At 69.6% G+C, this 24,291-nt stretch carries 24 protein-coding genes, 1 other RNA gene and 1 riboswitch; of the genes, 6 read left to right on the plus strand and 19 right to left on the minus strand.

Features of this window, described 5'->3' with window-relative positions; all coding sequences use genetic code 11:
* Positions 1-57: 57 nt before the first annotated feature.
* The 3 genes from AC1RU4_RS05705 to AC1RU4_RS05715 form a co-directional block, all read right to left on the minus strand.
* Positions 58-1,509, minus strand: coding sequence for a TrkH family potassium uptake protein (locus AC1RU4_RS05705; RefSeq protein ID WP_492890055.1), 1,452 nt, complete (start codon positions 1,507-1,509; stop codon positions 58-60).
* Positions 1,510-1,669: 160 nt separating this feature from the next.
* Positions 1,670-2,062, minus strand: coding sequence for a Co2+/Mg2+ efflux protein ApaG (gene apaG / locus AC1RU4_RS05710; protein WP_492890056.1), 393 nt, complete (start codon positions 2,060-2,062; stop codon positions 1,670-1,672).
* 387 nt (positions 2,063-2,449) lie between these two features.
* Positions 2,450-3,697 carry an O-succinylhomoserine sulfhydrylase gene (locus tag AC1RU4_RS05715; protein ID WP_492890057.1) on the minus strand — a complete coding sequence of 416 codons (1,248 nt, stop codon included), beginning with the start codon at positions 3,695-3,697 and terminating at the stop codon, positions 2,450-2,452.
* Between the two features lie 48 nt (positions 3,698-3,745).
* Positions 3,746-3,826, minus strand: a riboswitch (SAM riboswitch).
* An 80-nt stretch (positions 3,827-3,906) separates the two neighbouring features.
* On the opposite strand from AC1RU4_RS05715, the gene AC1RU4_RS05720 reads away from it, so the two are divergent.
* Complete coding sequence (locus AC1RU4_RS05720; protein WP_492890058.1) at positions 3,907-5,046, plus strand: 2'-deoxycytidine 5'-triphosphate deaminase; 1,140 nt, start codon at positions 3,907-3,909, stop codon at positions 5,044-5,046.
* A gap of 13 nt (positions 5,047-5,059) precedes the next feature.
* On the opposite strand, the gene AC1RU4_RS05725 is transcribed toward AC1RU4_RS05720, so the two are convergent.
* The 5 genes from AC1RU4_RS05725 to AC1RU4_RS05745 form a co-directional block, all read right to left on the minus strand.
* Complete coding sequence (locus tag AC1RU4_RS05725) at positions 5,060-5,455, minus strand: carboxymuconolactone decarboxylase family protein (RefSeq protein ID WP_492890059.1); 396 nt, start codon at positions 5,453-5,455, stop codon at positions 5,060-5,062.
* Entirely contained in the window at positions 5,433-5,819 is a 387-nt protein-coding gene (locus AC1RU4_RS05730; RefSeq protein ID WP_492890060.1) for a MerR family transcriptional regulator, read from the minus strand. The genes AC1RU4_RS05725 and AC1RU4_RS05730 overlap by 23 nt, the downstream gene beginning before the upstream one ends.
* An 84-nt stretch (positions 5,820-5,903) precedes the next feature.
* Positions 5,904-6,893 (minus strand): NAD(+) diphosphatase, encoded by a 990-nt coding sequence (gene nudC, locus AC1RU4_RS05735; RefSeq protein ID WP_492890061.1) that lies wholly within the window; start codon positions 6,891-6,893, stop codon positions 5,904-5,906.
* The gene (locus tag AC1RU4_RS05740; protein WP_492890062.1) at positions 6,890-7,318 is read right to left on the minus strand and encodes an HIT domain-containing protein; all 429 of its coding nucleotides are present in this window, start codon (positions 7,316-7,318) and stop codon (positions 6,890-6,892) included. Before AC1RU4_RS05740 ends, nudC begins: the two co-directional genes overlap by 4 nt.
* A gap of 1 nt (position 7,319) precedes the next feature.
* Positions 7,320-7,667, minus strand: a complete 348-nt coding sequence (locus AC1RU4_RS05745) for a cupin domain-containing protein (RefSeq protein ID WP_492890063.1) — start codon at positions 7,665-7,667, stop codon at positions 7,320-7,322.
* A gap of 217 nt (positions 7,668-7,884) precedes the next feature.
* Here AC1RU4_RS05745 and pip point away from each other — a divergent pair, with 217 nt between their 5' ends.
* A complete protein-coding gene (gene pip, locus AC1RU4_RS05750) occupies positions 7,885-8,859 on the plus strand; it encodes a prolyl aminopeptidase (protein WP_492890064.1) in 975 nt (324 codons plus the stop codon).
* 115 nt (positions 8,860-8,974) lie between these two features.
* Here the strand turns inward: pip and AC1RU4_RS05755 are convergent, their stop codons facing one another.
* Complete coding sequence (locus AC1RU4_RS05755; RefSeq protein WP_492890065.1) at positions 8,975-9,382, minus strand: hypothetical protein; 408 nt, start codon at positions 9,380-9,382, stop codon at positions 8,975-8,977.
* A gap of 227 nt (positions 9,383-9,609) precedes the next feature.
* Here AC1RU4_RS05755 and ffs point away from each other — a divergent pair.
* From ffs to AC1RU4_RS05775, 4 genes are all read left to right on the plus strand, one after another.
* An RNA gene (ffs, locus tag AC1RU4_RS05760) (signal recognition particle sRNA small type) lies at positions 9,610-9,705 on the plus strand.
* 77 nt (positions 9,706-9,782) lie between these two features.
* Positions 9,783-10,031: a hypothetical protein gene (locus tag AC1RU4_RS05765; RefSeq protein WP_492890066.1), complete on the plus strand. Its 249-nt coding sequence runs from the start codon at positions 9,783-9,785 to the stop codon at positions 10,029-10,031.
* 117 nt (positions 10,032-10,148) lie between these two features.
* Entirely contained in the window at positions 10,149-12,191 is a 2,043-nt protein-coding gene (locus tag AC1RU4_RS05770; protein ID WP_492890067.1) for a DNA polymerase III subunit gamma/tau, read from the plus strand.
* Between the two features lie 13 nt (positions 12,192-12,204).
* Positions 12,205-12,525 carry a YbaB/EbfC family nucleoid-associated protein gene (locus AC1RU4_RS05775; protein WP_492890068.1) on the plus strand — a complete coding sequence of 107 codons (321 nt, stop codon included), beginning with the start codon at positions 12,205-12,207 and terminating at the stop codon, positions 12,523-12,525.
* Between the two features lie 124 nt (positions 12,526-12,649).
* Here the strand turns inward: AC1RU4_RS05775 and AC1RU4_RS05780 are convergent, their stop codons facing one another.
* The 10 genes from AC1RU4_RS05780 to ccoO all read right to left on the minus strand — a co-directional run bounded on the left by AC1RU4_RS05780 (position 12,650) and on the right by ccoO (position 24,290).
* A complete protein-coding gene (locus AC1RU4_RS05780; protein ID WP_492890069.1) occupies positions 12,650-13,261 on the minus strand; it encodes a TetR/AcrR family transcriptional regulator in 612 nt (203 codons plus the stop codon).
* The gene (locus AC1RU4_RS05785) at positions 13,258-16,671 is read right to left on the minus strand and encodes an acyl-[ACP]--phospholipid O-acyltransferase (RefSeq protein WP_492890070.1); all 3,414 of its coding nucleotides are present in this window, start codon (positions 16,669-16,671) and stop codon (positions 13,258-13,260) included. The genes AC1RU4_RS05780 and AC1RU4_RS05785 overlap by 4 nt, the downstream gene beginning before the upstream one ends.
* Before the next feature lie 84 nt (positions 16,672-16,755).
* Entirely contained in the window at positions 16,756-17,916 is a 1,161-nt protein-coding gene (locus AC1RU4_RS05790) for an MFS transporter (protein ID WP_492890071.1), read from the minus strand.
* A complete protein-coding gene (ccoS, locus tag AC1RU4_RS05795) occupies positions 17,913-18,065 on the minus strand; it encodes a cbb3-type cytochrome oxidase assembly protein CcoS (RefSeq protein WP_492890072.1) in 153 nt (50 codons plus the stop codon). The genes AC1RU4_RS05790 and ccoS overlap by 4 nt, the downstream gene beginning before the upstream one ends.
* The gene (locus AC1RU4_RS05800) at positions 18,062-20,305 is read right to left on the minus strand and encodes a heavy metal translocating P-type ATPase (RefSeq protein WP_492890129.1); all 2,244 of its coding nucleotides are present in this window, start codon (positions 20,303-20,305) and stop codon (positions 18,062-18,064) included. Before AC1RU4_RS05800 ends, ccoS begins: the two co-directional genes overlap by 4 nt.
* A 25-nt stretch (positions 20,306-20,330) precedes the next feature.
* Positions 20,331-20,831, minus strand: a complete 501-nt coding sequence (locus tag AC1RU4_RS05805) for a FixH family protein (protein WP_492890073.1) — start codon at positions 20,829-20,831, stop codon at positions 20,331-20,333.
* Positions 20,832-20,834: 3 nt separating this feature from the next.
* Positions 20,835-22,286 carry a cytochrome c oxidase accessory protein CcoG gene (ccoG, locus tag AC1RU4_RS05810; protein WP_492890074.1) on the minus strand — a complete coding sequence of 484 codons (1,452 nt, stop codon included), beginning with the start codon at positions 22,284-22,286 and terminating at the stop codon, positions 20,835-20,837.
* A gap of 199 nt (positions 22,287-22,485) precedes the next feature.
* Positions 22,486-23,364, minus strand: coding sequence for a cytochrome-c oxidase, cbb3-type subunit III (gene ccoP, locus AC1RU4_RS05815; protein ID WP_492890075.1), 879 nt, complete (start codon positions 23,362-23,364; stop codon positions 22,486-22,488).
* 4 nt (positions 23,365-23,368) lie between these two features.
* A complete protein-coding gene (locus AC1RU4_RS05820; RefSeq protein WP_492890076.1) occupies positions 23,369-23,524 on the minus strand; it encodes a cbb3-type cytochrome c oxidase subunit 3 in 156 nt (51 codons plus the stop codon).
* Between the two features lie 10 nt (positions 23,525-23,534).
* Positions 23,535-24,290 carry a cytochrome-c oxidase, cbb3-type subunit II gene (gene ccoO / locus AC1RU4_RS05825; protein WP_492890077.1) on the minus strand — a complete coding sequence of 252 codons (756 nt, stop codon included), beginning with the start codon at positions 24,288-24,290 and terminating at the stop codon, positions 23,535-23,537.
* Position 24,291 lies beyond the last annotated feature (1 nt).

The raw sequence follows: 24,291 nt of genomic DNA on the forward strand, positions 1-24,291 counted from the left end.
GCCAAGCTTTTCCTAGGCCCAGCTTTCCCAGATCGGGCTTTTCCTAGGCCAAGTTTTTCAGCGCCGCCAGAAGCTCGGCAGGAACAGCACCAGCACGGTGAACAATTCGAGCCGCCCGAGCAGCATGCCGAAGGACATGATCCAGATCACGCTGTCCGGCAGGCCGGAGAAATTGGCCGCCGGGCCGATATGCGGGCCGATGCCGGGACCGACATTGCCGATGGCGGTGATGGCGCCGGAGAACGAGGTGGCGAGATCGAAGCCGAGCGAATTCAGCGCGATGCCGATCGTCGCGAAGCCGGCGAGATAGAGGAAGGCGAAGGACAGCACCGAGGCGACCACCGCGTCGTCGATCGGCGCCCCGCCATAGCGCACCGGGAACACGCCGTTGGGATAGACGATGCGCTTGAGGTGCTGCACCAGCGCCGAGCCGAGAATGGCGATGCGGAAGGTCTTCATGCCGCCGGCGGTGGAGCCGGTACAGCCGCCGAGAAACATCAGGATGAAATACAGCACGTCGGTCGGCGGCCCCCAATGGGTGAAGTCCACCGCCACGAAGCCGGTGGTCGACATCAGCGACACCACGTTGAACAGCGCGTAGCGCAGCGCCGTCTCGCCCTGGAAAATGCCGCCGCGGACCTGCTCGACGAAGGAGACGACGGTGAACAGCGCGATGAGGCTGAGGAAGATCCGCACCTCGGTATTGGCGAACAGCCGGCTGAAATCGCCGGCCAGCACGCGCACATAGAGCACGAAGGGCAGCGAGCCGGCGAGCATGAACACGATGGCGGCATATTCGATCGCCGGGCTGTGGAAATAGCCGATCGAGGCGTCATGGGTGGAGAAGCCGCCGGTGGAGATGGTCGACATCGCATGGGCGACGGCGTCGAACACGCTCATGCCGCACAGGACATAGACGAGGGCGCAGACAAGCGAGAGCGCGAGATAGGTGCCGAGAATGCTCTTGGCGAGCTGGGCCGCGCGGGGCAGCACCTTCTCGGACTTGTCGGAGGATTCGGCGCGGAACAGCTGCATGCCGCCGACCTGCAGCATCGGCAGGAAGGCCATCGCGAACACGATGATGCCGATGCCGCCATACCAGTGCAGGAAGGCGCGCCAGATCAGCACGCCGGGCGGGCGGCCGTCGAGATCGGCGATCACCGTCGCCCCGGTGGTGGTCAGCCCCGACATCGCCTCGAAATAGGCGTCGGTGAAGGAGAGCTGGGTGGTCGACCACATGAAGGGTATGGCGGCGAAGGCGGAGAGCAGCACCCAGCTCAGCGAGGTCAGCACGAAGGCCTGCCGCACGCCGAGATGCTCCACCGCGCCCGAGCGTCCGGCCAGCCACAGCGACAGGCCGACGAAGACGGTGATGGCGGAGGCCGCGGCATAGACGATGAAATCCCCCTCGCCCGCCAGTACGTCGACGAGCGCCGGAATCATCATCGTGGTGCCAAGGATGGCGAGCAGCACGCCGAGCACGGCGGCGATCGGGCGAAAATCGATCACGGAATCCAGGACTCGGTCGTCACGGCGGGTTGCACGCAAGCGAGCATAGCCGCTTACCCGATGGGCCGGAAGCGGCAAGCCGTGTTCATCGGGCGAGTCGTGCTCATCGGGCAAGCCGTGCTCATCGGGCGAACCATGCTCGTCGCGGAGACGCTGCGCGTCAGTTCAGCGTGCGTGCCGTTCCGGGCACGTCGAGCGAGAAGGCCGGCACCTCGGCGTCGAAGGCCTCGCCCGCCTCGTCGACGAGGTTGTAGCTGCCTTCCATGGCGCCGGTCATGGTGGGCAGCGGCACGCCGCTGGTATATTCGAAATGCGCGCCCGGCGGCAGCACCGGCTGCTCGCCGACCACGCCGGCGCCGCGCACCTCCTGCACCCGGCCGAGCGCATCGGTGATGATCCAGTGCCGGGTGAGCAATTGCACGGTGGTGGCGCCGAGATTGACGATCTCGATCGTGTAGGCCCAGAAATACTGGCTTCGACCCGGATCGGAGCGTTCCGGCACGAAGCGCGGCTTCACCGTTACCTGCACGCCGCGCGTGGTCGCCCTGTACATGCCACCCTCCTCGAATCCGAACCGCCCCAATGAAGGCCGATTGCGCGGCAAGGGCAAGGCGGAGCGAGGGCGCGGCGCTTCCCGTTACCTCGTCCCGGCCTCTCGGGTCTTGGCTCCGGCAGATGCGTCCATCGTCATCCCGGCCGGAGCGCAGCGCAGAGCCGGGATCGCTCTCCCATGTTCGCGCGATCCCGGATCGGCCTGTCGGCCGTCCGGGATGACAGGAAAGCCGACCAGCGGAGCACCATCAGCCTGAGGTGCGAGCGCAGCGAGCCTCGAGGGATGCTTGCCCTGGCGCACCCGGAGGCCGATCCTTCGAGGCCCGGCCATTGGCCGGGCATCTCAGGATGACGTTGTTCATCTGGGAGTAGGGAGCAGCGGCGCCCCTCACACCGCCGCCAGCGCGCGCAGGATATCGTCGGTCAGGTCGTCGACATGCTCCAGCCCGACCGAGAGCCGCACCATGCCCTCGCTGATGCCCATCTCCGCCCGCGCCTCGGGGGTGAAGCGCTGGTGCGTCGTGGTCGCCGGGTGGGTGATCAGGCTCTTGGCATCGCCGAGATTGTTGGAGATGCGCGTCACCTTCAGCCCGTTGAGGAAGCGGAACGCCCCGGCCTTGCCACCCTCGACCTCGAAGGCGATCAGGGTGCCGCCGCCGCGCATCTGCCGCCTGGCGAGCTCATATTGCGGGTGGTCGGCCCGGTGCGGGTAGATCACCTTGCCGATCTTCGCCTGCCCGGCCAGCCGATCGGCCAGCGTCGCCGCGCTCGCCTGCGAACGCTCGACGCGCAGCGGCAGCGTCTCCAGCCCCTTCAGCATCACCCAGGCGTTGAAGGGCGAGACCGAGGGGCCGGTCTGGCGCAGATAGGTCTGCAGATGGTCGGTGAGGAACTGTTCCGAGCACAGGATGATGCCGGCGAGGCAGCGTCCCTGCCCGTCTATGTGCTTGGTGGCGGAATAGACCACGATGTCGGCGCCGAGCGCGATCGGGCTCTGCAGCATCGGGGTAGCGAACACGTTGTCGACGATCAGCCGCGCGCCGGCGGACTTGGAGATCCTCGCCACCGCCGCGATGTCGACCAGCTCCAGCGTCGGGTTGGTCGGGCTCTCCAGGAAGAACACCTTGGTCTCCGGCCGCACCGCCTGCGCCCAGGCGTCGAGATCGGTACCGTCGACCAGCGTCGAGGTGACGCCGAAGCGCGGCAGCAATTCCTCGATCACATAGCGGCAGGAGCCGAACAGCGCGCGGGACGCCACCACGTGGTCGCCGGCCTTGAGCTGGCAGAACAGCGAGGCGGTCACCGCCGCCATGCCCGACGCGGTGGCCCGCGCCACTTCGGCGCCTTCCAGCAGCGCCAGCCGGGTCTCGAACATCGCCGAGGTCGGGTTGGAATAGCGGGTATAGATGAAGCCGGGATCCTCGCCCTTGAAGCGGGCTTCCGCCTGCTCGGCGGTGTCGTAGACATAGCCCTGCGTCAGGTAGAGCGCCTCGGCGGTCTCGCCGAAGGGCGAGCGCAGGATGCCGCCATGCACGAGGCGGGTATCGGGACGCAGCTCGGCGATCTCGGCGGGGCTGAGCTTGGGTTCGGAAGATTTGGGCTCGGAAGAAGGCTGGGTCGAAACAGGCTGGGTCATGGGGGCGGCTCCGGTATCTCGCATAGACCGGGAACGCCCACGCGCAAACGCTGCGCGGCCCCGACCTTTTTAGCAACCTTGTTTAGCGTGGCGGCAAGCCGGCCGGCTCAAATGACCACGTCGTAAGCGCAAATAGACCCGCGTCCGGCTTGGCGTCAAGGGGCGCGTCCGGTAAAGCGAACGGTACTTAAGGCGTGTGGAGAACGAGCGTGTCGGAACTGGGTCTGCCTGCAACAGGCGACGGCATCCTGCCGGACAGCGCCATCGCCGCGCTCAGCGCGGCCGGCGCCATCCGCACTGCGGCGCCCTTCGACGCCGACCAGATCCAGCCCGCCAGCCTCGACCTGCGCCTCGGCGACACCGCCTGGCGGATAAGGGCGAGCTTCCTGCCCGGCGCCGACGCCGATGTCGAGGACCGGCTGAAGCAGCTCGCGCTGCACAGGCTCGACCTGACCGGCGGCGAAGTGCTGGAGACCGGCGGCGTCTATCTCGTGGAATTGCAGGAATCGCTGGCCTTGCCCGACGGCATCGCCGCCTCGACCAATCCGAAAAGCTCCACCGGCCGGCTCGACGTCTTCACCCGCGTCATCGCCGACCGCGCCCGCTCCTTCGACGTCGTCCCGGCCGGCTATCAGGGCAAGCTCTATCTGGAGATCAGCCCGCGCACCTTCCCCATTCTCGTGCGCAAGGGCTCGCGGCTGTCGCAGATCCGCTTCCGGCGCGGCGATGCCCGCCTCGGCGAGGCCGAGATCGCAGCGCTGAACGCCGCCGAGCGGCTGGTGGACACGCCGAATCCCGACATTGCCGGCGGCGGCATCGCGGTCAGCGTCGATCTCTCGGGCGCCGGCTTCGGCGGGCTGCTCGGCTTCCGCGCCAAGCGCCATACCGGGCTCATCGACGTCGACAGGCGCGCCGCCTGCGACGTCGACGACTATTGGGAGCCGCTGGTCACCCGCGGCCGGCGCGAGCTGGTGCTGGACCCCGACGCCTTCTACATCCTCGCCTCCAAGGAAGCCGTGCACGTCCCGCCCGGCCATGCCGCCGAGATGGTGCCGTTCGACCCGCTGGTCGGCGAATTCCGCGTGCACTATGCCGGGTTCTTCGATCCCGGCTTCGGCCATGCGGCGGCCGGCGGCCACGCCAACAGCCATGGCGGCGCCCGCGCGGTGCTGGAGGTGCGCTCGCGCGAGGTGCCGTTCATCCTCGAGGACGGCCAGATCGTCGGCCGCCTCGTCTATGAGCGCATGCTCGCCCGGCCGCGCTCGCTCTATGGCGAGGGGCTGGGCTCCAATTATCAGGCGCAGGGGCTGAAGCTCTCCAAGCATTTTCGCCCGTGGACGCGCGACTGAACCGCCCGCGCGGCTAGGCCGCTCGTCCGGCGAACACCTCCCTGGCGGCGAAAAGCCCGTTCAGCGCCGCCGGGAAGCCGGCATAGACCGCCATCTGCATGATGGTCTCGACGATTTCCTGCCGGCTCAGCCCGACATTCAGCCCGGCGACGATATGCACCTTGAGCTGCGGCGCCGCGTTGCCGAGCGCGGTGAGCGCGGCGATGGTCGCCACCTCGCGCGTGCGCAGGTCGAGCCCCGGCCTCGTATAGATGTCGCCGAAGGGGAACTCGATCAGCAGCCGGCCGAAATCGGGGGCGATGTCGGCGAGCGCCTCCACCACCTTCTGCCCGGCCTCGCCATCGATGCGGGCGAGCGCCTCCCAGCCCTTTTCGAAGCGGCCGTCGTCAGGGTTGCTCGTGTGCGTCATGTGCCATGTCCTCGCTGTCCGAGCCGGCATAGCCGGCGATCTTGGCGTCGAGGACGGTGAGGCAGGCTTGAAGCTCGTCGACATGCGCCCGCACCCGGACGCGATGGCGCCTGAGCAGCTCGCGCCGCTCCGGTGCCGTCGCATCTCCCTGTGCCCGCAGCGCGGCATAGCGCACCATGTCGCGGATCGGCATTCCGGTGGTCTTCAACCGACCGAGGAAGTCGATCCATGGCAGGATGGAAGCGTCATAGTCCCGTTGGCGCGAGGCATCCCGCTCCGCGCGCGGCAGCAGCCCGATCCGCTCGTAATAGCGCAGGGTGTAGACCGTCAGTCCCGTGCGCCTGGCAAGCTCGCCGATCTTCATCTTTGTCCCGAACCGTCTCGACGCACCCACTTCTAGGTGCTGGAGCGCGCTCCAGGTCAAGCCCCGCCGGCCGGGAAAATCTGCTCACCCCGCCGGCGGGTCGCGACCCTCGACGAAGGCACGGATGAGGTGATGCGCGATCGCCATCGGCGGCGGCGCGACGAGCCCGTCGGGATGGGTGCGCGTCAGCAGCAGCGCCGCCTCGTCGCGGTGGAACCAGCGCGCGCCTTCCAGCTCGACGGCGTCGATGGTGATGTCGCGGCTCGCCGCCTGAAGATGGAAGCCGATCATCACCGACATCGGGAACGGCCAGGGCTGCGAGCAGAGATAGCGCGCTTGCCCGGTGCGGATGCCGGCCTCCTCGAAGGTCTCGCGGCGCGCCGCCTCCTCGAAGGTCTCGCCCGGCTCGACGAAGCCGGCGAGGCAGGACCACATGCCGGGCGCGAAGCGGGGCGAGCGGCCGAGCAGGCATTCGTCGCCGTTCACCGTCAGCATGATCACCACCGGGTCGGTGCGCGGGAAATGCTGCGCCCCGCAACTCGGGCATTCGCGTCGCCACCCGGCCTCGGCCACAGCGAGCCGGGTGCCGCAATTCGAGCAGAAGCTCCGGCGCGCGTGCCAGGCCAGCATCGCCTTGCCGCAGGCGAGCTCGGCCAGCGCCGGGGGGCTCACCAGCTCCTGCACCGCGATGGAGCGCAGGTCGGTGAGCAGCAGGTCTTCGCGCTCCGCGAGGTGCCCGGCCGATGCCGCATGCAGCGGCAGCACCATGTGCGGCACGTCGCCGTCGAGCCCGAGCAGGCAGGCCTCGCCCGTGCGTCCGCCCAAGGCGACGGCCTGTTCGAGCGGCAGCAGCGCCCGGTGCGGGCCGTCGCCGTCCCGCGCCAGCACCACCGTCTCGCCGGCGATCAGGCAGGCCTTCGCCCGCGTGTCGGCGAGATAGTCCGGCATGCGGTCGCGCCGGTCGCTGGCGCGGTCGAGCCGCCAGGCGGCGTAGCCCAGATGCGGCCACTCCCCGAGATCGAGCGCGCCCGGATCGAGCAAGCCTGGATCGAGCCGGCCCTCCTGCCCGCTCATGCCGACACGCCCAGCAGCGCGCGCAGCGGCGCGATCAGGTCCTGCGACGCCGCCGCCGCATAGGGCACCATGGCCCCGCGCGCCCAGACCGGGTTCGGCCAGGCGTCGTCGGTGGTGAAGCGGGCGATGACATGGATGTGCAGCTGGCGCACCACATTGCCGAGCGCGGCGACGTTCAGCTTGTCGCAGGAGGTCAGCTCCCTGAGCGCCCGTGAGGCGGCATCGACCTCGTGCATCACCGCCGCGCGGGTCGCCGGGTCGAGGTCGATCAGTTCGGCCGCTCCCGGCACGCGCGGCACCAGCACCAGCCAGGGATAGCGCGCGTCGTTCATCAGCCGCAGCGAGCAGCGTGCCAGCTCGGCGATGGGGAACGTGTCGGCCGCGAGGCGCGGGTCGAGGTCGAAGGACGTGTCGGTAACGCTCATGTCAGGCTCTCCGCGCCGGGACCGCGCCGGGCAATGCCCGGAACCGCCGTCGGCGCTTGTACTCGATTTCGATGAAGGACATCGGCGCGTCGCCGGCATTGACGACATTGCGCGCGACGCCCGCTTCCCGCCGACAGGCGGTGCCCCCCGCGATGCCGACCCGGCGCTCACCGGTCTCCTCCTTGAGGAGGAAACGGCAATCGGCCATCGGCACCGCCACATGGCCCCAGCCATGCACATGGTAGCCGGTATCGGCGCCCGGCTCGACATCCCGGCGGATCACCCGCACCGCCTCGTCGTCGATCGGCGTGGTCGGCATGGCCGGCGGACGGGCGCGGAAAGTCGGCATCGGGTCGGGTCCTGCTGGGTGGCCGGGCTGGCGGGGAGGTCTACCATCGCCGCGCCGCCCGCGCATGACAAAATGCGCCGGCCCCTCCCCCGCGCCCTCCCCGCATCGCCGCAAGATTGATGTTGAGACCCGCCCGCACCCCTTTGAAGACGCGCGCGACGCGGGCACGCTGGCGCCCCCGTCCCCTGCCCCGTCCCGCTGCGAAGGCCCGTGCATCATGACCGACCTGCCCGCCACCGAACTGCGCAATCTCTACCCGCCGATCGAGCCCTACGAGACCGGCCTGCTCGATGTCGGCGACGGGCACCGGGTCTATTACGAGCGCTGCGGCACGCCCGGCGGCAAGCCGGCGGTGTTCCTGCATGGCGGGCCGGGCGCCGGCATCTCGCCGGATTACCGCCGGCTGTTCGATCCCGCGCGCTACGACGTGACGCTGTTCGACCAGCGCGGCTGCGGCCGCTCCACCCCTTATGCCGAGCTGGAGGCCAACACCACCTGGCACCTCGTCGCCGATATCGAGCGGCTGCGCATCCGCTTCGGCATCGAGAAATGGATGGTGTTCGGCGGTTCCTGGGGCTCGACGCTGGCGCTCGCCTATGCGCAGACCCATCCCGCGCGCGTCTCCGAGCTGATCCTGCGCGGCATCTACACCGTCACGAGAGCCGAGCTGGACTGGTATTACCGCTTCGGCGTCTCGGAGATGTTCCCGGACAAGTGGGAGCGCTTCCTCGCCCCGCTCGCCACCGAGGCCGAGCGCGCCGACCCGGTGCGCGCCTATCGCGCCCTGCTCACCGGCGACGACGAAGCCAGGAAGGTCGAGGCCGCCAAGGCGTGGTCGATCTGGGAGGGCGAGACCATCACCCTGCTGCCCAACCCGGACTTCACCGCCCCGTGGAAGGACGGGCATTTCGCGCTCGCCTTCGCGCGGATCGAGAACCACTATTTCTACCACGACGCCTGGCTGGAAGACCGCCAGCTGCTGCGCGACGCGCACAAGCTGGGCGGCATACCAGGCGTGATCGTGCATGGCCGCTACGACATGCCCTGCCCCGCCCGCTACGCCTGGGAGCTGCACAAGGCCTGGCCGGAAGCGGAGTTCCATCTGGTGGAAGGCGCGGGCCATGCCTATTGCGAGCCGGGGATACTGGACCGGCTGATCAGGGCGACGGATCGGTTCGGCGAGGCAGATTGACCACCGCCCACCGACAGGACCCCGCCGCGGTTCCCCACGGCGGGGTCCTGTCGGTGGGGTTCTGTCGGTGGGGTTCTGTCATCCCAACCCTCGCGACCGCTCGGGCCGCCCGCGCTCACCCGATCGTCGGGCAGCCCGGCACGTTGCCGAAACGGATGCGCTCGGCGCCGCCGCGGGTATAGCCCTCCACCGTGATCGAGCGCGGTGTCACGCGCACCACCGAGGCACGGCGCAGGCCCTCCTCGCGGGCGGCGTAGAGCGCCTGGCGCTCGGAGCAGCCGCCGCGGCGCGGGCCGGGTGCGCCATAGCCGGGCGCGCCGTAGCCGGGGCCACCATAGCCGGGCTCCTCATAGCCGTAGGCGGGCGGCGGGACGGCGCGCACGCCGTTCGGACCGACCTCGATGTTGAAGCCCTGCGCCTGTGCAGCCGGCATCGACGCAAGCAGAGGCGATATTGTGAGCGCGGCGGCAACGGCCACCGTCGAAATGATCTTGCGCATTTCTGCCTCCTCGATCGCGAACATCCATTCGCTTTTGGTGACGAGACAAGTGCGCAGCGCTGGAATGGTTCCAGATCGGCTCCATTTTACCATCCGGACCGGATTTCGATTGCACGGCAGGCGAGCAACACTCGACGCCTCCCCAAGCGCCTGCGCCATTGCTTGAAACGACGCATGGGAACCGCATCCGGCGGACGCCAAGGCGGCGTTTCCCCTTGCATCGCCGGCGCATCTGCCCGATATAGGCGCCGGGAGGTTGGCGGTGGACGAGCCACTCGCCAACCGGGTCAGGTCCGGAAGGAAGCAGCCCCAACGAGACCGTCTCGGGTCGCATGTCAGCCTCCCACCCTCCTTGCTTCTCGCCTCGACGCCCCGAGGCCGGCATTGCCGCACGGCGCGGGGCCCGCAACGTCGGAAAACTCCCATGTGGGCCATCGTCATCATCGTGCTGCACGCCCTTTCCGGGCCGCAGACCCGCGTCGTCACCCAGCCGGCGGGCGAAAAGCACGTCTTCGCCACCGAGGCCGAATGCAAGGCCCGGATAGACGAAGCCATTCCCGCCAAGCTCGGCGACAAGTCGCGCAAGCAGTATGAGGAAGGCTTCCGCCGCTATGTCTGCGTGCGCATCGGCAATGTCGAGGCGGTGACCCAGCCGGGCGCCGCGCCCAAATAAGCCGGCGCCGCCTTCGCCGCGCGGCCTCGACGCCCGGACGCTTTTGCCGTTGATTTTTCCAGCATCGACCGGCGGGCCATTGCGCCCCCGGCGCCGGGCGATGCTATGAAGGGGGCCATGAGCGTGGATCGCCCCGATACCCTTCACGACGAGACGAGCGACGCGATGCCCGGCCTCGCCCTCGGCACCGCGCCCGTCGCGGCGGCCGCGAACGCGCCGTATCGCGTGCTCGCCCGCAAGTACCGCCCGCAGACCTTCGCCGACCTGATCGGGCAGGATGCGATGGTGCGCACGCTGCGCAACGCCTTCGCCTCCGGGCGCATCGCGCAGGCCTATATCCTCACCGGCGTGCGCGGCGTCGGCAAGACCACCACCGCCCGCATCCTCGCCCGCGCGCTCAATTACGAGCCGATGGACGGGCCGCCCGGCGGCGGCGCCCCCACGCTCGACATGCCGGCCCTCGGCCGCCACTGCCGCGACATCATCGAATCGCGCCATGTCGACGTGCAGGAGATGGACGCCGCCTCCAATACCGGCATCGGCGACATCCGCGAGATCATCGAGGCCGCCCGCTACAAGCCGGTGCTGGCCCGCTACAAGGTCTTCATCATCGACGAAGTGCACATGCTCTCCACGGCGGCCTTCAACGGGCTGCTGAAGACGCTGGAAGAGCCGCCGGAGCACGTGAAATTCGTCTTCGCCACCACCGAGATCCGCAAGGTGCCGGTGACGGTGCTGTCGCGCTGCCAGCGCTTCGACCTGCGGCGCATCGATTCCGGGATGCTGGCCAGGCACCTGCGCGGCATCTGCGAGGCGGAAGGCGTCACCATCGACGCCGAGGCGCTCAGCCTGGTCGCCCGCGCGGCGGAAGGCTCGGTGCGCGATTCGCTGTCGCTGCTGGATCAGGCCATCGCGCATGGCAGCGGGACGGTGCATGCCGAACAGGTGCGCTCCCTGCTCGGCCTCGCCGATCGCGGCCGCATCATCGACCTGTTCGAGGCGCTGATGAAGGGCGATATCGGCAGCGCCCTCGTCGAGCTGCGCGAGCAATACGACACCGGCGCCGACCCGGCGGTGGTGATCGCCGACCTCGCCGAATTCACCCATCTGGTCACCCGCTTCAAGATCCTGCCCCACGCCGCCGACGACGCGGCGCTGGTGGAGGCCGAGCGGGTGCGCGGCGGCGCGCTCGCCGAGGCGCTGTCGATGCGGGTGCTGGCGCGCGCCTGGCAGATGCTCACCAAGGGCCTCGCCGAGGTGCAGCAGGCCGCCAAGCCGATGCAGGCGGCGGAGATGGTGCTGGTGCGCCTCGCCTATGCCAGCGACCTGCCGACCCCGGACGAGGCACTGCGCAAGCTGCGCGACAGCGAGGGCCAGGGCACGGGCGGGGGATCCACGGGCCCGGCGGCCGCAGGTCAGGCCGCCACGAGTCAGGGAACCGCCGGTCAGGGAGCGGCCGGTCCTGGAGCGGCCGGTCCTGGAGCGACGGCTCCGGCGGGCGGCGGGATGGCGCCTGCCCAGCCCCGTCCATCCGCTCCGGCTCCCGCACCGGCGCGTTCGTCCGGCCCGGCGGCGCAATTGGCCCCACATTCGAACCAGCCGGTCCCATCGTACACCGCATCGGCCTCTCCGGCGGGCCATCTGGCGGTCGCCAGCCGCACCGCCGAGCCCCGCGCCGTCGAGCGGCCGGCGCCGGCCGCCCCGGCGGTCGGGGTGGCGACGATGGCGGACCTCGTCGCCCTGGCGGTGGCACGGCGCGACCTCAAGCTGAAATTCGCGCTGGAGAACCATGTCCGGCCCGTCGCCTTCGAGGATGGCAAGCTGGAGATCGCCCTCACCCCGGAAGCCGGGCCGGGCCTGCTGCAGGAACTGCAGAACAAGCTCAGCGACTGGACCGGCCGACGCTGGCTCGTCGCCCTCTCCCGCGAGACGGGCGAGGCGACGGTCGCGGAAAATGCCAGATCCGCCCGTGAGTTGCTTCTCACCGACGTGCGCGCCGACCCATTGGTCGAAGCCGTGCTCGCCCGTTTTCCCGGCGCCTCCATCGTCGATGTCCGCACCACGGCGGAAGAGTTGCCGAACCTTGACTATGCCAGCGATTCCGAGCTGATGGCGGCCCGCGACGATGGCCCCGGCCCCGACGACGAGATGGAATTCTGATGAGGAGCCTCCGATGAAAGACCTGCTGGGCATGATGTCCAAGGTGAAGGAAATGCAGGCCCGCATGGAGCAGATGCAGGCCGAGCTCGAGGAAATCGAGGTCGAGGGCGCCTCCGGCGGCGGCATGGTGACGCTGCGCATGAGCGCCAAGGGCTCGTTGAAGGGCCTTTCCATCGACCCCAGCCTGATGAAGCCGGAAGAGGCTGAAATTCTTGAAGATTTGATCGTCGCCGCCCATGCCGATGCGCGGAACAAGGGCGAAAGGCTGATCCAGGAGAAGACGCAGGCGCTGACCGCCGGACTGCCGATACCGCCCGGCCTGAAGCTGTTCTAAGCGACTGCGATGCCTGAGAGATTCCTGGCCTCGCACCCATGCCGCCGGCGCGGGAAGGGCCGTCACGTCGACAGCGGCCTGCAACTGGCCGGCCGAGCCAGGATCGCGGCGCCGCCCTTACGGCTCACCTCCGCTCGACCGGCGCGCGCAGCAGGCTCAACATGCCCTCGGCAATGGCCTGTGCATGGCTGGAAAGTGGCCGGTCGAGCCGTCCGTACAGGGTGAAGATCGCCGGCTGGACGACCAGTCCCAATGCCATCGCCGCGGCGAGCGGCGGCGGTCGCGGCAGGTCGAAGCCCTCGCTCTCCCCCTCCTCCAGCACCAGCGCCAGCGCCGAGACCACGTTGCAGCCGGGATCGTCCGGCACATGGGCGAGATGGGCGTGCTGATTGATCAGCAGATAGGCGAACAGCGCCGGCTGCTCGTCGAACAAAGCGCAGGCGAGCGCCACCACGGCCCGCAGCCGCGACGGCAGGTCCGCCTTGGCGGTGCGGATATCGAGGATCGCCTGCGCGAGGGTGGCGTAGCGCGACAGGAAAAGCTCCCGCGCCAGCGCTTCCTTTGAGGGGAAATGCCGATACAGGGCCCCCTCCGACACGCCCACCGCCTGCGCGATGTCGCGGATCGAGGTGCCGTCGACGCCCTTCTCCGAGAATAGCTGCAGGGCTCGTGCCTCGATGAGCGATCGCGTCTGCGCGCCGTCGCGACGGCGGCGCACGGACGATGCCGCCGTCACGCCGTGCCTCCCTGCGGAGCGGCGATGCGCGCCGCCACCGCCTCCAGGGCGAGCCGCCGCGCCGCCATGAAGTCGACCTTGCCGGAGCCGAGCAGCGGCAGGCCTTCCATCGGCAGGATCTCGGCCGGCATCATCAGCTCGGTGACGCCGATCTCGCGGCCATGCGCCTGCAGGGCGGCACGGGTCAGGTCCGTCGCGGTGGTGAGCAGCAGGATGCGCTCGCCCTTCTTCGCGTCCGGTATGGCGACGGCGACGTGCTCGGCATCCGGCCGCAGCGCCGCCACCATGGCGTCGACGGCGGCCAGCGACACCATCTCGCCGGCGATCTTGGCAAAGCGGCGGGCGCGGCCGCGAATGGCGACGAAGCCCTCCTCGTCGATGGCGACGATGTCGCCGGTGTCGTGCCAGCCGCCCGCCGGCCGTTCCAGCACGCCGGGCGCCTCGGCGCGCAGGTAGCCCATCATGATGTTCGGCCCGCTCACATGCAGCCGCCCGCCCTCTTCGATGCCGGGCACCGGCTCGAGGCGATAATGGATGCCGGGCAGCATGCGGCCGACCGTCCCCGCCTTGTTGAACATCGGCGTGTTCACCGCCAGCACCGGCGAGCATTCGGTCACGCCATAGCCTTCGAGAATGCGGTGGCCGAAGCGCTCCATCCACACCCGCCGTGTCTCCGCCTTCACCGGCTCGGCACCGGCGACGACGAAGCGCAGCGAACGGAAATCATAGGGATTTGCCGTGCGGGCATAGCCGGCAAGGAAGGTGTCGGTGCCGAAGATCGCGGTAGCATTGGTGGCGTAGACCAGTTCCGGGATGATCCGGTAGTGCAGCGGCGAGGGATAGAGATAGGTCTTGGTGCCGGAGACGATGGGCAACACCAGCCCGCCGAGCAGGCCGAAGGAATGGAACACCGGAAGCACGTTGAAGATGATGTCGGCCGGCGAGAAATCGATGCGGGCGGCGACCTGCGCCACATTGGCCAGCAGGTTGCGATGGCTCAGCACCACCCCCTTCGGCACGCCCTCCGAACCGGAGGTGAAGAGGATGAAGGCCGGCTCGTCCGGGTCCATGCGCACCGGCAGCCTGGCCGGCAGCAGACCCCTGAGCTTGTCGAACGAGGTGACGCCGGCGCGGATGTCCTCGGTGGTGACGATCCGCACATGCTTGGCCAGCTCGGCGATGTCGCCCTCCAGCCGCGCCTTTTCGACGAAGGCATTGGAGGTGACGATGGTCTTGAGCCCGGCGGTACGGCAGGCCGAGACGAGATTCGCCGCGCCGGCGGTATAGTTCAGCATGGCCGGCACCCGGCCGTGGCGGTGCAGGCCGAGGATCACGACCGCGATGCCGGCGGCATTGGGCAGCAGCAGGCCGACCGTTTCGCCGGGCCCGGTGAGCGCCGCGAGCTTGTCGCCGAGGATCTTCGCGCCGAGGAACAGGCTTCGATAGGTGAGCTGGGTGCCGAGCGGGTCCTCGACGATCATGCGGCCGCGCCCGAGCCGGTCGGCAGTCGCCTCCACCGCCTCGTAAAGCGTCGTGCCGGTATGGCTGGTCTCGAAGACGAGATCCGACATCACGTCATAGAGCGCGGCGCCCGCCGCCCGGCGGCGGCGACGGCCGAACAGCTCCTTGTCGACCGACAGCCGCCGCGGCGGCAGGATGGTGACGCGCACCTTGGGAAACAGCCGCTTGCGGGTCTGGTCGGGCGTCAGCCGGGAGAAATAGGTCTGCTCCAGTCCCTCGATGCGGACCGGAACGATCTGCGCCTCCGACTTGTCGGCGATCAGCGCCGAGCCGTCATAGATCTTCATGATCGAGCCGGTGACGGTGATGCGTCCCTCCGGGAAGATCACCAGCGTCTCGCCCTGCTGCACGAGGCGGATCAGGTCGCGTGTCGCCAGCGGCCGGGCCGGGTCGAGCGGGAAGGCGCGCACCAGCTTGAGGAAAGGCTTGACCCACCAACGCTGGGCGATGCTGGCATCCACCGCGAAGACCGGATCGTTTTCGAGCAGCGCCATGATCAGCGGCGCATCGAGGAAGCTCACATGGTTGATCGCCACCACGGTGCGCTCGCCGGAGGCGCGCAGATGCTCGGCGCCGGTCACCTCGACGCGGAACAGCACCCGGAACACCAGACGGATGAGGTCGCGCATCACATGGCCGCGGAACGCCCGGCCGGCGGCGACGGCGACCAGCAGCGTCGAGGCGCCGACCAGCGCCAGCAGGGTGGGCACGCCGGCGCCGGCGAATTGCAGCAGCGCGACGACGATTGCCGCCCCGGTCATGAAGGCGGAGTTGAGCACGTTGTTGGCGGCGATCACCCGTGCCCGCTGGTCCTCCGGCGCCTCGCTCTGCACATAGGCGAAGGTCGGCACCACGAAGGCGCCGCCGGACGCGGCGAGGCCGGCAAGGCCGAGGGCCAGCCAGGGGCCGGAGCCGGTGGCGAGGAATTCCTGCCAGTCCATCAGGTCGCCCGGCGCCGGCTCCCCGGCAATGCCGGCGGCGACCAGCAGCGCGAAGATGCCAAGCGTGATGCCGGAAAACGGCACCAGCGCCAGCAGGATGCGGCCTTCCGACAGCTTCGCCGCCAGGGTGGAGCCGATGGCGACGCCGACGGTGAACAGCATCAGGAACAGGGTGACAACGCTCTGGTCGCCGCCGATATCCTCCTTGACCATGGTCGGCAGCAGCGACAGCACCACCGCGCCGACCAGCCAGAACCAGCTGACGATCAGCGAGCCCACCCATATCGGACGCCGTGCCTTGAGCTCGCCCAGCAGCCGCGCGGTAGCGCGCAGCACATTGTGGTCGATCTTCAGGTCCGGCGCGGCGGCGCCCGTGGGCGGGATGAGCCGCGCGGCGCCCCAGGTGAGCACCGTCACCGCGAAGGTGAACATCGCCACCGCCCATTCGCCGGTATGGGTAATGGCGATGGCGCCGCCCACCGTGCCGGCCAATATGGCGATGAAGGTCGCCATCTCGATCAGCGCATTGCCGGCGACGAGTTCGTTCTTGGCGAGATGGTCGGGCAGGATGCCGTATTTCACCGGGCCGAACAGCGCGCTGAGCGCTCCCATGAAGAACAGCCCGACGAAGAGCAGCGGCAACGACTGCAGCACGAAGCCGATGACAGCGACGAGGATGATCCAGATCTCGGCGAATTTCAGCCGCCGCGCCACCACCGCCTTGTCGTAGCGGTCGGCGAACTGGCCGCCGAGCGCCGAGAGCAGGAAGAAGGGCAGGATGAAGATGCCGCCGGCCAGCGTCACCAGCGCGCCGCCATGCGCCTCGCCCATGCCGTAGAGAATGAGCAGCGCGAGGGCGTTCTTCACGAAATTGTCGTTGAAGGCGCTGAAGAACTGGCACCAGAATAGCGGCGCGAAGCGCCGTGCCGCCATAAGCCGCGTAAACATCGCCACCCGCTCCCGATATTTTGTTAGTGAACGATCACTTACAAAATATCGCCCGAAGCGTCAATCGCCCTTCGCGCCTCCGTTTCAAAAGCCGGCGAGCAGCACGCCGGCGAGCGCGCCGAGCAGGATCAGACCGTCATGGACGGCGAGCTGGGCGCGGGACGCCTCGCCGCGCTGATGCAGGAGGAGAGTGGCGCCGAGGGTGGCGAGCGACCAGCCGGCGCCGACCGCCATGAGGGCGAGGGCCATCATCCCCGGCTCGCCGGCAAGGCGGATGGCCACGGCCCCACCGAGAGCGAGCGCGAGCCCGGCAAGGGCGACACGCCCGGCGCCGAAGCGGCTGGCAAGCGTTCCGCCCGCCAGCGCCGGGGCGTACATCGCCACCACGTGCCAGGCGACAAGGCCGGTCACCGCCGGCACCGCGACGCCGCAGGCGGCCAAAGCCAGCGGCGCGCCCGACATCGCCGTCGTCATCGCGCCCCACGCCAGCATGGCGACCAGCGTCGGCCCGGCGATGCCGCCCCAGAGGAGTGCGCGGCGCGGCGCCTCTTCGACGAGATCGCCGGCAGGGATGTCGCTAGAATGGGACAGGCGCGCCTCCGGCAGCGTCACGGCGAAGACCAGCACGCCGAGCTGCGCCAGCGCAGCGGCGAGCAGCGTGCCGACCAACGCGAACGGCACGAACAGCGCCTCCGCCCATCCCGCCAGCACCGGGCCGACCAGCCCCGCGAGCACGCCGGCGCCGAGCAACCGGCCGACCGCGCTACCGCGCGGGCCGCCTCCGGCACCGAAGGCGGCGGCGTGGCGGTAGAACATGCCGAAGCCTTGCGCGGCGCCGAGCCAGGCGCAGCCGATGAGCAGCTCGCGGAACGACATCGCGTAGATGGCGTGCGCCGCGATCAGCCCGCCGGCGACGCCGAGGCTGGCGCCGAGCGCGAAGCCGGCGCGGCGGCCGAAGGAATCCAGCAGGAAGCTCGCCGGCACGCTGGCCACCGCGGCGCCCAGCATCAGCGCCGCCAGCGGCAGGCCGGCGAGGTGCGGGTCTTCCGCCAGCATCGCCCCGGCAAGCGGCAGCACCCCGATGGTCAGCGCCTGCGCCAGCACCACCAGCGCGAAGCCGCCGGCGAGCCGCCAGTCGCCCGGCACGCGCCGCAGCAGGCGCGCGCTGTCCTCCGGGCAGGCGCAGCCGAGACGGCCGGCGCGGGCACCGGCGATGTCTCCGACACCGAAGCTTTCCGCCCTCATTTGCGCTCCAGATCGTCGTCGCTGAGCATCCGCACGGCGGCGCCTTCGAGGTCGTCATACTGGCCGGAACGCAGCGTCCACATGAAGCCGGCGAGGCCGGTGAGGCCGAGGCCCAGCGCCATCGGCAGCAGATAGATGAGCACGCTCATGGCCGCGCCTCCCCTCCGCCACCGGCGCGGCGGGCGCGCAGGGCGTTCAGCGTCACGATGATGGAGGAGCCGGACATCGCCGCCGCCGCCACCAGCGGGGTGACGAGGCCGGCAATGGCCAGTGGCACCGCGATGAGGTTGTAGACGACCGCGACCATCAAGTTCTCGCGCATCAGCCGCCGCGCCCTGGCCGACACCGCGACGGCGGCGACGACGGGGGCGAGCCTGTCGCCGAGGAAGACGAGGTCGGCCTGGGCGCGGGTGACGTCGGCGCTCGCGATGGGCGACATCGACACCTGCGCCGCGGCGAGCGAGGGCGCATCATTGATGCCGTCGCCGACCATCAGCGCCCGGCGGCCGCGGGCGGCGAGGCGCTCCAGCGTGGCGATCTTGTCCGCCGGGGCCGCCCCGCCCTGCCATTCCTCGATGCCGAGCGCCTCGGCGACCGGCTTCACCGCCACCGGCCGGTCGCCGGAGACGATAACCAGCGACTTGCCCATGGCGCGCAGCCGCCGCATCACCTCGACCGCATCGGGCCGCAGCGTCTGGCGGATCAGCAGCAGCGCGCGGCGCTCGCCGACCCGCAGGGCGACGAAGGACGCATCACTCTCCGCGACATCGCCGACGAGGTCGCGGCAATCGCAGAAATCCGGGCTGCCGAGCCGAGCCGCCTCGCCGTCCACCTCCGCTTCGACGCCGGCGCCGGCGACCTCGCGCAGATCGGCGTAGGGCGTGGCGCCGGGACAGGCGGCGGCAATGGCGCGAGCGAGCGGATGGGTGCTGCCGGCGGCCAGCCGCCCGGCCACGGCGAGCATTGCCGGATCGAGATCGGCGGCATTGGCGAGATGTGGCTCCGGCGCGGTGAGCGTGCCGGTCTTGTCGAAGACGACGGTGTCGATCTCGGCCATGCGCTCGAAGGCGTCGCCGGCATTGATCATCACGCCGGCGCGCATCAGCGTGCCGGAGGCGACGACCTGCACCGCCGGCACGGCGAGCGCCAGCGCGCAGGGGCAGGTGATGATCAGCACCGCCACCGCGATCAGCACCGCCTGGTGCAGCGAAGCGCCGGCGAGCAGCCAGCCGATGAGCGACAGCAGCGCGGTGGTGTGCACCATCGGCGCGTAAAGCCGCGCGGCGCGGTCGGCGAGACGGACATAGAGGTTGCGGGCGGTGGAGGCCCGCTCCAGCAGCCGCTCGACCTCGACGAGGAAGGTGTCCTCGCCGGCCGCGGTGGTGCGCAGATGCAGCGTGCCGTCATGGACGAGGGCGCCGGCATGCACCGTGCCGCCCATCGCGACATTTCGCGGCAGCGTCTCGCCGGTGACGAGACTTTCGTCCACCGCCGCGCGGCCGGAGACGACGACGCCGTCGACCGGCACCCGCTCGCCGGCGCGCACCAGCACGAGATCGCCAGGCTTCACCGCCGCCGCCGGCACCAGGGTGACGGCACCATTGGCGTCCAGCCGGTTGGCGGTCTCCGCCTTCAGCGCCGCGAGGTTCGAGGCCTCGATGCGGGTCTTGCGGCGCATGGCGTGGTCGAGATAGCGGCCGGTGAGCAGGAAGAACAGCAGCATCACCGCCGAGTCGAAATAGGCGTGTTCGGCATGATGCAGCGTCTCATACACCGACACGCCGAGCGCCAGCATCACGCCGAGCGTGATCGGCACGTCCATGTTGAGCGAGCGGTTGCGCAGCGCCCGGAACGCGCTCTGGAAGAACGGCTGGCCGGCATAGGCGCAGGCCGGCAGCGCGATCAGCGCCGACAGCCAGTGGAACAGGTCGCGCGTCTCAAAGGTGATGTCGGTGACGTTGCCGGACCAGACCGACACCGACAGCAGCATGATGTTCATCGCCGCGAAGCCGGCAACGGCGAGGCAGCGCAGCAGATGGCGGGAAATGCCGCGCTCGATCTCCTCCGCCGTGTCGGTGCCGAACGGGTAGATCTTGTAGCCGATGGCGGTGAGCGCCGCGAAGACCGCGGAAGGCTGGGCGGGCGCGCCGTTCTTCCAGGCCACGGCAAGGCGGTGGCTGGTGTAGTTCAGCCGCGCCGTGGCAATGCCGGGCAGTGCCTCCACCGCGTCCTCGATCTCGTCGATGCAGGCGGCGCAATCGATGCCCTCGACGGCGAAATCCATCGCCGCCTGCCCGCTGGCCTCCTCGCGGAGATAGAGCGACAGGTCCCGTGCCGGAGCCGCGGCCGGCGGCGCGGCGGCAGCCGGCGGATCGAGCACGGCGTCCATGCTCATGCCGTTCGGACCCATGGCGCTACCTCGTCACCACCCGGTTCATCGAGCGGAACTGCCGCGTGCCGTCGCGCGACAGGTCGATCATCAGTTCCCACTGGCCGGGCGGCACCTGCGGATGCGCCTTCCAGACGCCGGCGCCGGCCGGTTCGGCCTCGATGGCGATGTCGAGCCGGCGGTCGGTCGGATGGTGCAGCACCGCGGCGAGCTCCAGCCCGGCGATCGGGTTGCCGCCGGCATCGCGGGCGGTCACCTCGAAGGCGCCGTCGGCGACATGCGCCGCCACCTGCCAATGCAACGTCGCCTGCCGGGCGGCGGCATCCTCCTCGCGGGCGAAGTCGAGGCCAGCCTTGTAGGAGCTCTCGGTCTCCACCCCGCCGAAGCTGGTGAGCGCGGCGCGGACCAGGAGGCCGTTCACCGCGAAGACCACGCCGAAAAAGGCGAGGAAGCAGGCGAGCACGGTGCCCCCGCCGATGGGCCGGCCGCCGGTGGGCACTTCCGGGGAAGAACGTTGCGCCGTCATGGTTCAGGGCCCCTTGAAATGGTCGGGCACGGAGACGACCTCGCCGCCGGCCACGTCCTTGAGCCGGAAGGTGACGTCGAGCGAAGCATTGGCCGGCAGCCTGGCCGCGCTGGAGACCAGCACCCGGACCTCATAGGTCTGGTCCGGGCCGACCATCACCACCGGGTCGGCGCCGGGCGCCGCCGTCTCGCCGACCACCTCGAGGCTCGCCTCCGGCACGCCCTCGACCGAGATGGCGAAGCGGCGCGGCAGCAGCTGCTTGTTGACGATGCGCAGCGTGTAGGCGTTGCGGATCGAGCCGTCCGACAGCCGCACGAACAGCGGGTTGCGGTCATGGATGACCGACAGGCCCTCCGAGCCGCGCGTCGCCAGCACCGCCACCATGAAGCCGCCGATCAGCACGATCAGCGCCGCATAGAGCACGGTGCGGGCGCGGACCGGCTTGTAGACCGGCGCCTCGCCGCGCTGGCGGCGCTGCACGTTCATGTCGGTGTCGTAGGCGATCAGCCCTTCCGGGCGGCCGATCTTGCGCATGACGGTGTCGCAGGCGTCGATGCACAGGCCGCACTGCACGCAGCCCAGTTGCAGGCCGTCGCGGATGTCGACGCCGGTCGGGCAGGCCGACACGCATTGGCGGCAATCGACGCAGTCGCCGCCCGGCAGGCCCTGGAGCTTCAGCGCCTGCGTCTTCTTCAGCGAACCGCGCGGCTCGCCGCGATCGTAGCGATAGGTGACGTTCAGCGCATATTCGTCGGTGAGCGCTGCCTGGATGCGCGGCCACGGGCACATATAGGTGCAGACCTGCTCGCGCATGTGGCCGGCGAGCACATAGGTGGTGAAGGTGAGGATGCCGATCCAGATATAGGCGATCGCCGGGGCCTCGCCCTTGATCAGCTGGACGACCAGCGTCGGGGCGTCGGCGAAATACAGCACCCAGGCGCCGCCGGTCCACCAGGCCAGCATCAGCCACAGTACATGCTTGGACGCCGCCTCGAAGGCGCGGCGGGTGCGCGAGGCGGTCTTCAGCTTCTCGCGGCGCTGGCGCGGATCGCCCTCGACGAGGCGCTCGATGGCCTGGAACAGGTCGGTCCACACCGTCTGCGGGCACAGATAGCCGCACCAGACGCGCCCGGCCACGGCGTTCATCAGGAACAGCACCAGCGCGGCGAGGATCAGGAGGCCGGTGAGGTAATAGATCTCCTGCGGCCAGATCTCGATGAAGAAGAAATAGAAGCGGCTGTTGGGAAAATCGACCAGCACCGCCTGCGAGGGCGCACCCGGCCCGCGATCCCAGCGCACGAAGGGCAGCAGGTAGTAGATGCCGAGCGTGACGACCAGCAACGTCCACTTGATGCGCCGGAAGGTGCCGCGCACCGCGATCGGGTAAATCTTGCGCCGCGCCTCGTAGAGCGGCTCCTCGGCGGCGGTTTCGGTCGGGCGGATCGCAGCGGTCATGTCGTTCCCCGGCATGCGGCCCGCATGGTCCCCGGCCGCCATTCCTGTCTACCGGCCCGCGTCGCCGCCGTTGATCCGGTCGATGCCGGGCGGGAAAATGCTTATGCGGCAGGATGTCTCCGGCTGGGCTGTCCTCTCAGGGCATTTGCTCCCTCTCCCCGTCGAGGAGAGGGCAAGTAAGGGAGGGGAAGCTCCCCCCTCACTGCCCGCCGCCCAGCGTGTGGACATAGACGGTGAGCGCCTTGAGGGTGCCGTCGTCGAGGCGGCCCTTCCAGGCCGGCATGATGCCGCTGCGGCCATTGGAGATGGTCTGGATCAGCGTCGCCCGGTCGGAGCCGTAGAGCCAGATCGCGTCGGCGAGGTTCGGCGCGCCGAGCTCCCTGTTGCCCTTGCCGTCGGCGCCATGGCAGGCGGCGCAATTGGCCTCGAACACCGCCTGCCCCTTGACGATGTCCGCCCCCTCCGCAGGCGGCAGCCCGGCGAGATGACGCACATAGTCGGCGGCGACGACGATCTCCGGGCGCTGCAGCATGCCGTCGCGGCCAAAGGCCGGCATGTCGCCGACATGCGCGTCCGGGTCGGCGGAGCGGGCGCCGTGCTGGATGGTGGCGTAGATCTCCGGCAGCGTGCCGCCCCAGACCCAGTCGTCATCGTTCAGGTTCGGATAGCCCCTGGCGCCGCCGCCGCCTGCGCCGTGGCACGGGGCGCAATTGTCGCCGAAGGCCGCCCGGCCCTGGGCGCGGGCGAAGGCGAGCAGTTCCGGGTTCTGCTCGATCTCCGGCAGCGAGGCGGCCGCCAGCCTGTCGGCGAACACGGCGCGCTGCGCCCTGAGCTGGGCGAGGTCGGTCTGGATCGCCTCGCGCGATTTCCAGCCGAGCACGCCATAGGTGTAGCTGGTCACCAGCGGCCAGGCGGGGAACAGCACCCAGTAGACCACCGCCCAGAGTATGCAGGCGTAGAAAGTCCACAGCCACCAGCGCGGCAGCGGGTTGTTCAGTTCGCGGATGCCGTCCCAGTCGTGGCCGGTGGTGGACACGCCGCTATGGGCGTCGACCTCGGTGTGATGCGTCTCGGCCATGATCTCAATCCTCGCTCAGAGGCAGGCGGGCGGCTTCGTCGAATTCATGCTTGCGCCGGGGCGACAGCGCATAGACGAGCACGCAGGCGAACAGCCCGACGAAGTACAGAAGGCCCCAGGTCTGGGCGAATTCGGCCAGGGCGCGATAGGTCTCGTTCATCTCACCCTCCTCAGCGGATGTTGGCCTTGTCGTCGTAGAGCTTGAAATCGACCATGGAACCGAGCGCCTGCAGATAGGCGATCAGCGCGTCCGCCTCGGTGACCTCGGCGGGATTGCCGTCGAAATCGCGGACCTGCGCGCCGGGATAGCGGGCCTGCAGCGCGGACGAGTCGGCGGCGTCGGTGATCGCCTGGGTGCGCAGGTCGGCGCGTGCCGCGGCGATCATCTCGTCGCTATAGGGCACGCCGAGCACGGCATTGACCTTCATGTCCTGCGCGATGTCGTCCGCCTCGAGCCGGTTCTGGGCGAGGAAGGGGTAGCCCGGCATGATCGAGCCCGGCACCACCGAGCGCGGATCGGCGAGGTGCTGGCGCTGCCACTCGTCGGAATATTTGCCGCCGACGCGGGCGAGGTCCGGCCCGGTGCGCTTGGAGCCCCACTGGAACGGCCGGTCATACATGCTCTCGACCGCCAGCGAGTAATGGCCGTAGCGCTCGACCTCGTCGCGCAGCGGGCGGATCATCTGCGAATGGCAGTTGTAGCAGCCCTCGCGGACATAGATGTTGCGCCCGGCGAGCTCCAGCGGCGACCAGGGCCGCACGCCGGAGACCTGCTCGATGGTGCTCTTGAGGTAGAACAGCGGCACGATCTCGACGAGGCCGCCGACCGAGATCACCAGCAGGATGCCGATGATCAGCCAGATCGAGTTCTTCTCGAGGAAGGCGTGCCTCGACCACAGCGACTTCGAAGATGTTGCGGTTGCCATG

The organism is Ancylobacter sp. GW821-FHT10E12 (genome assembly GCF_058809335.1).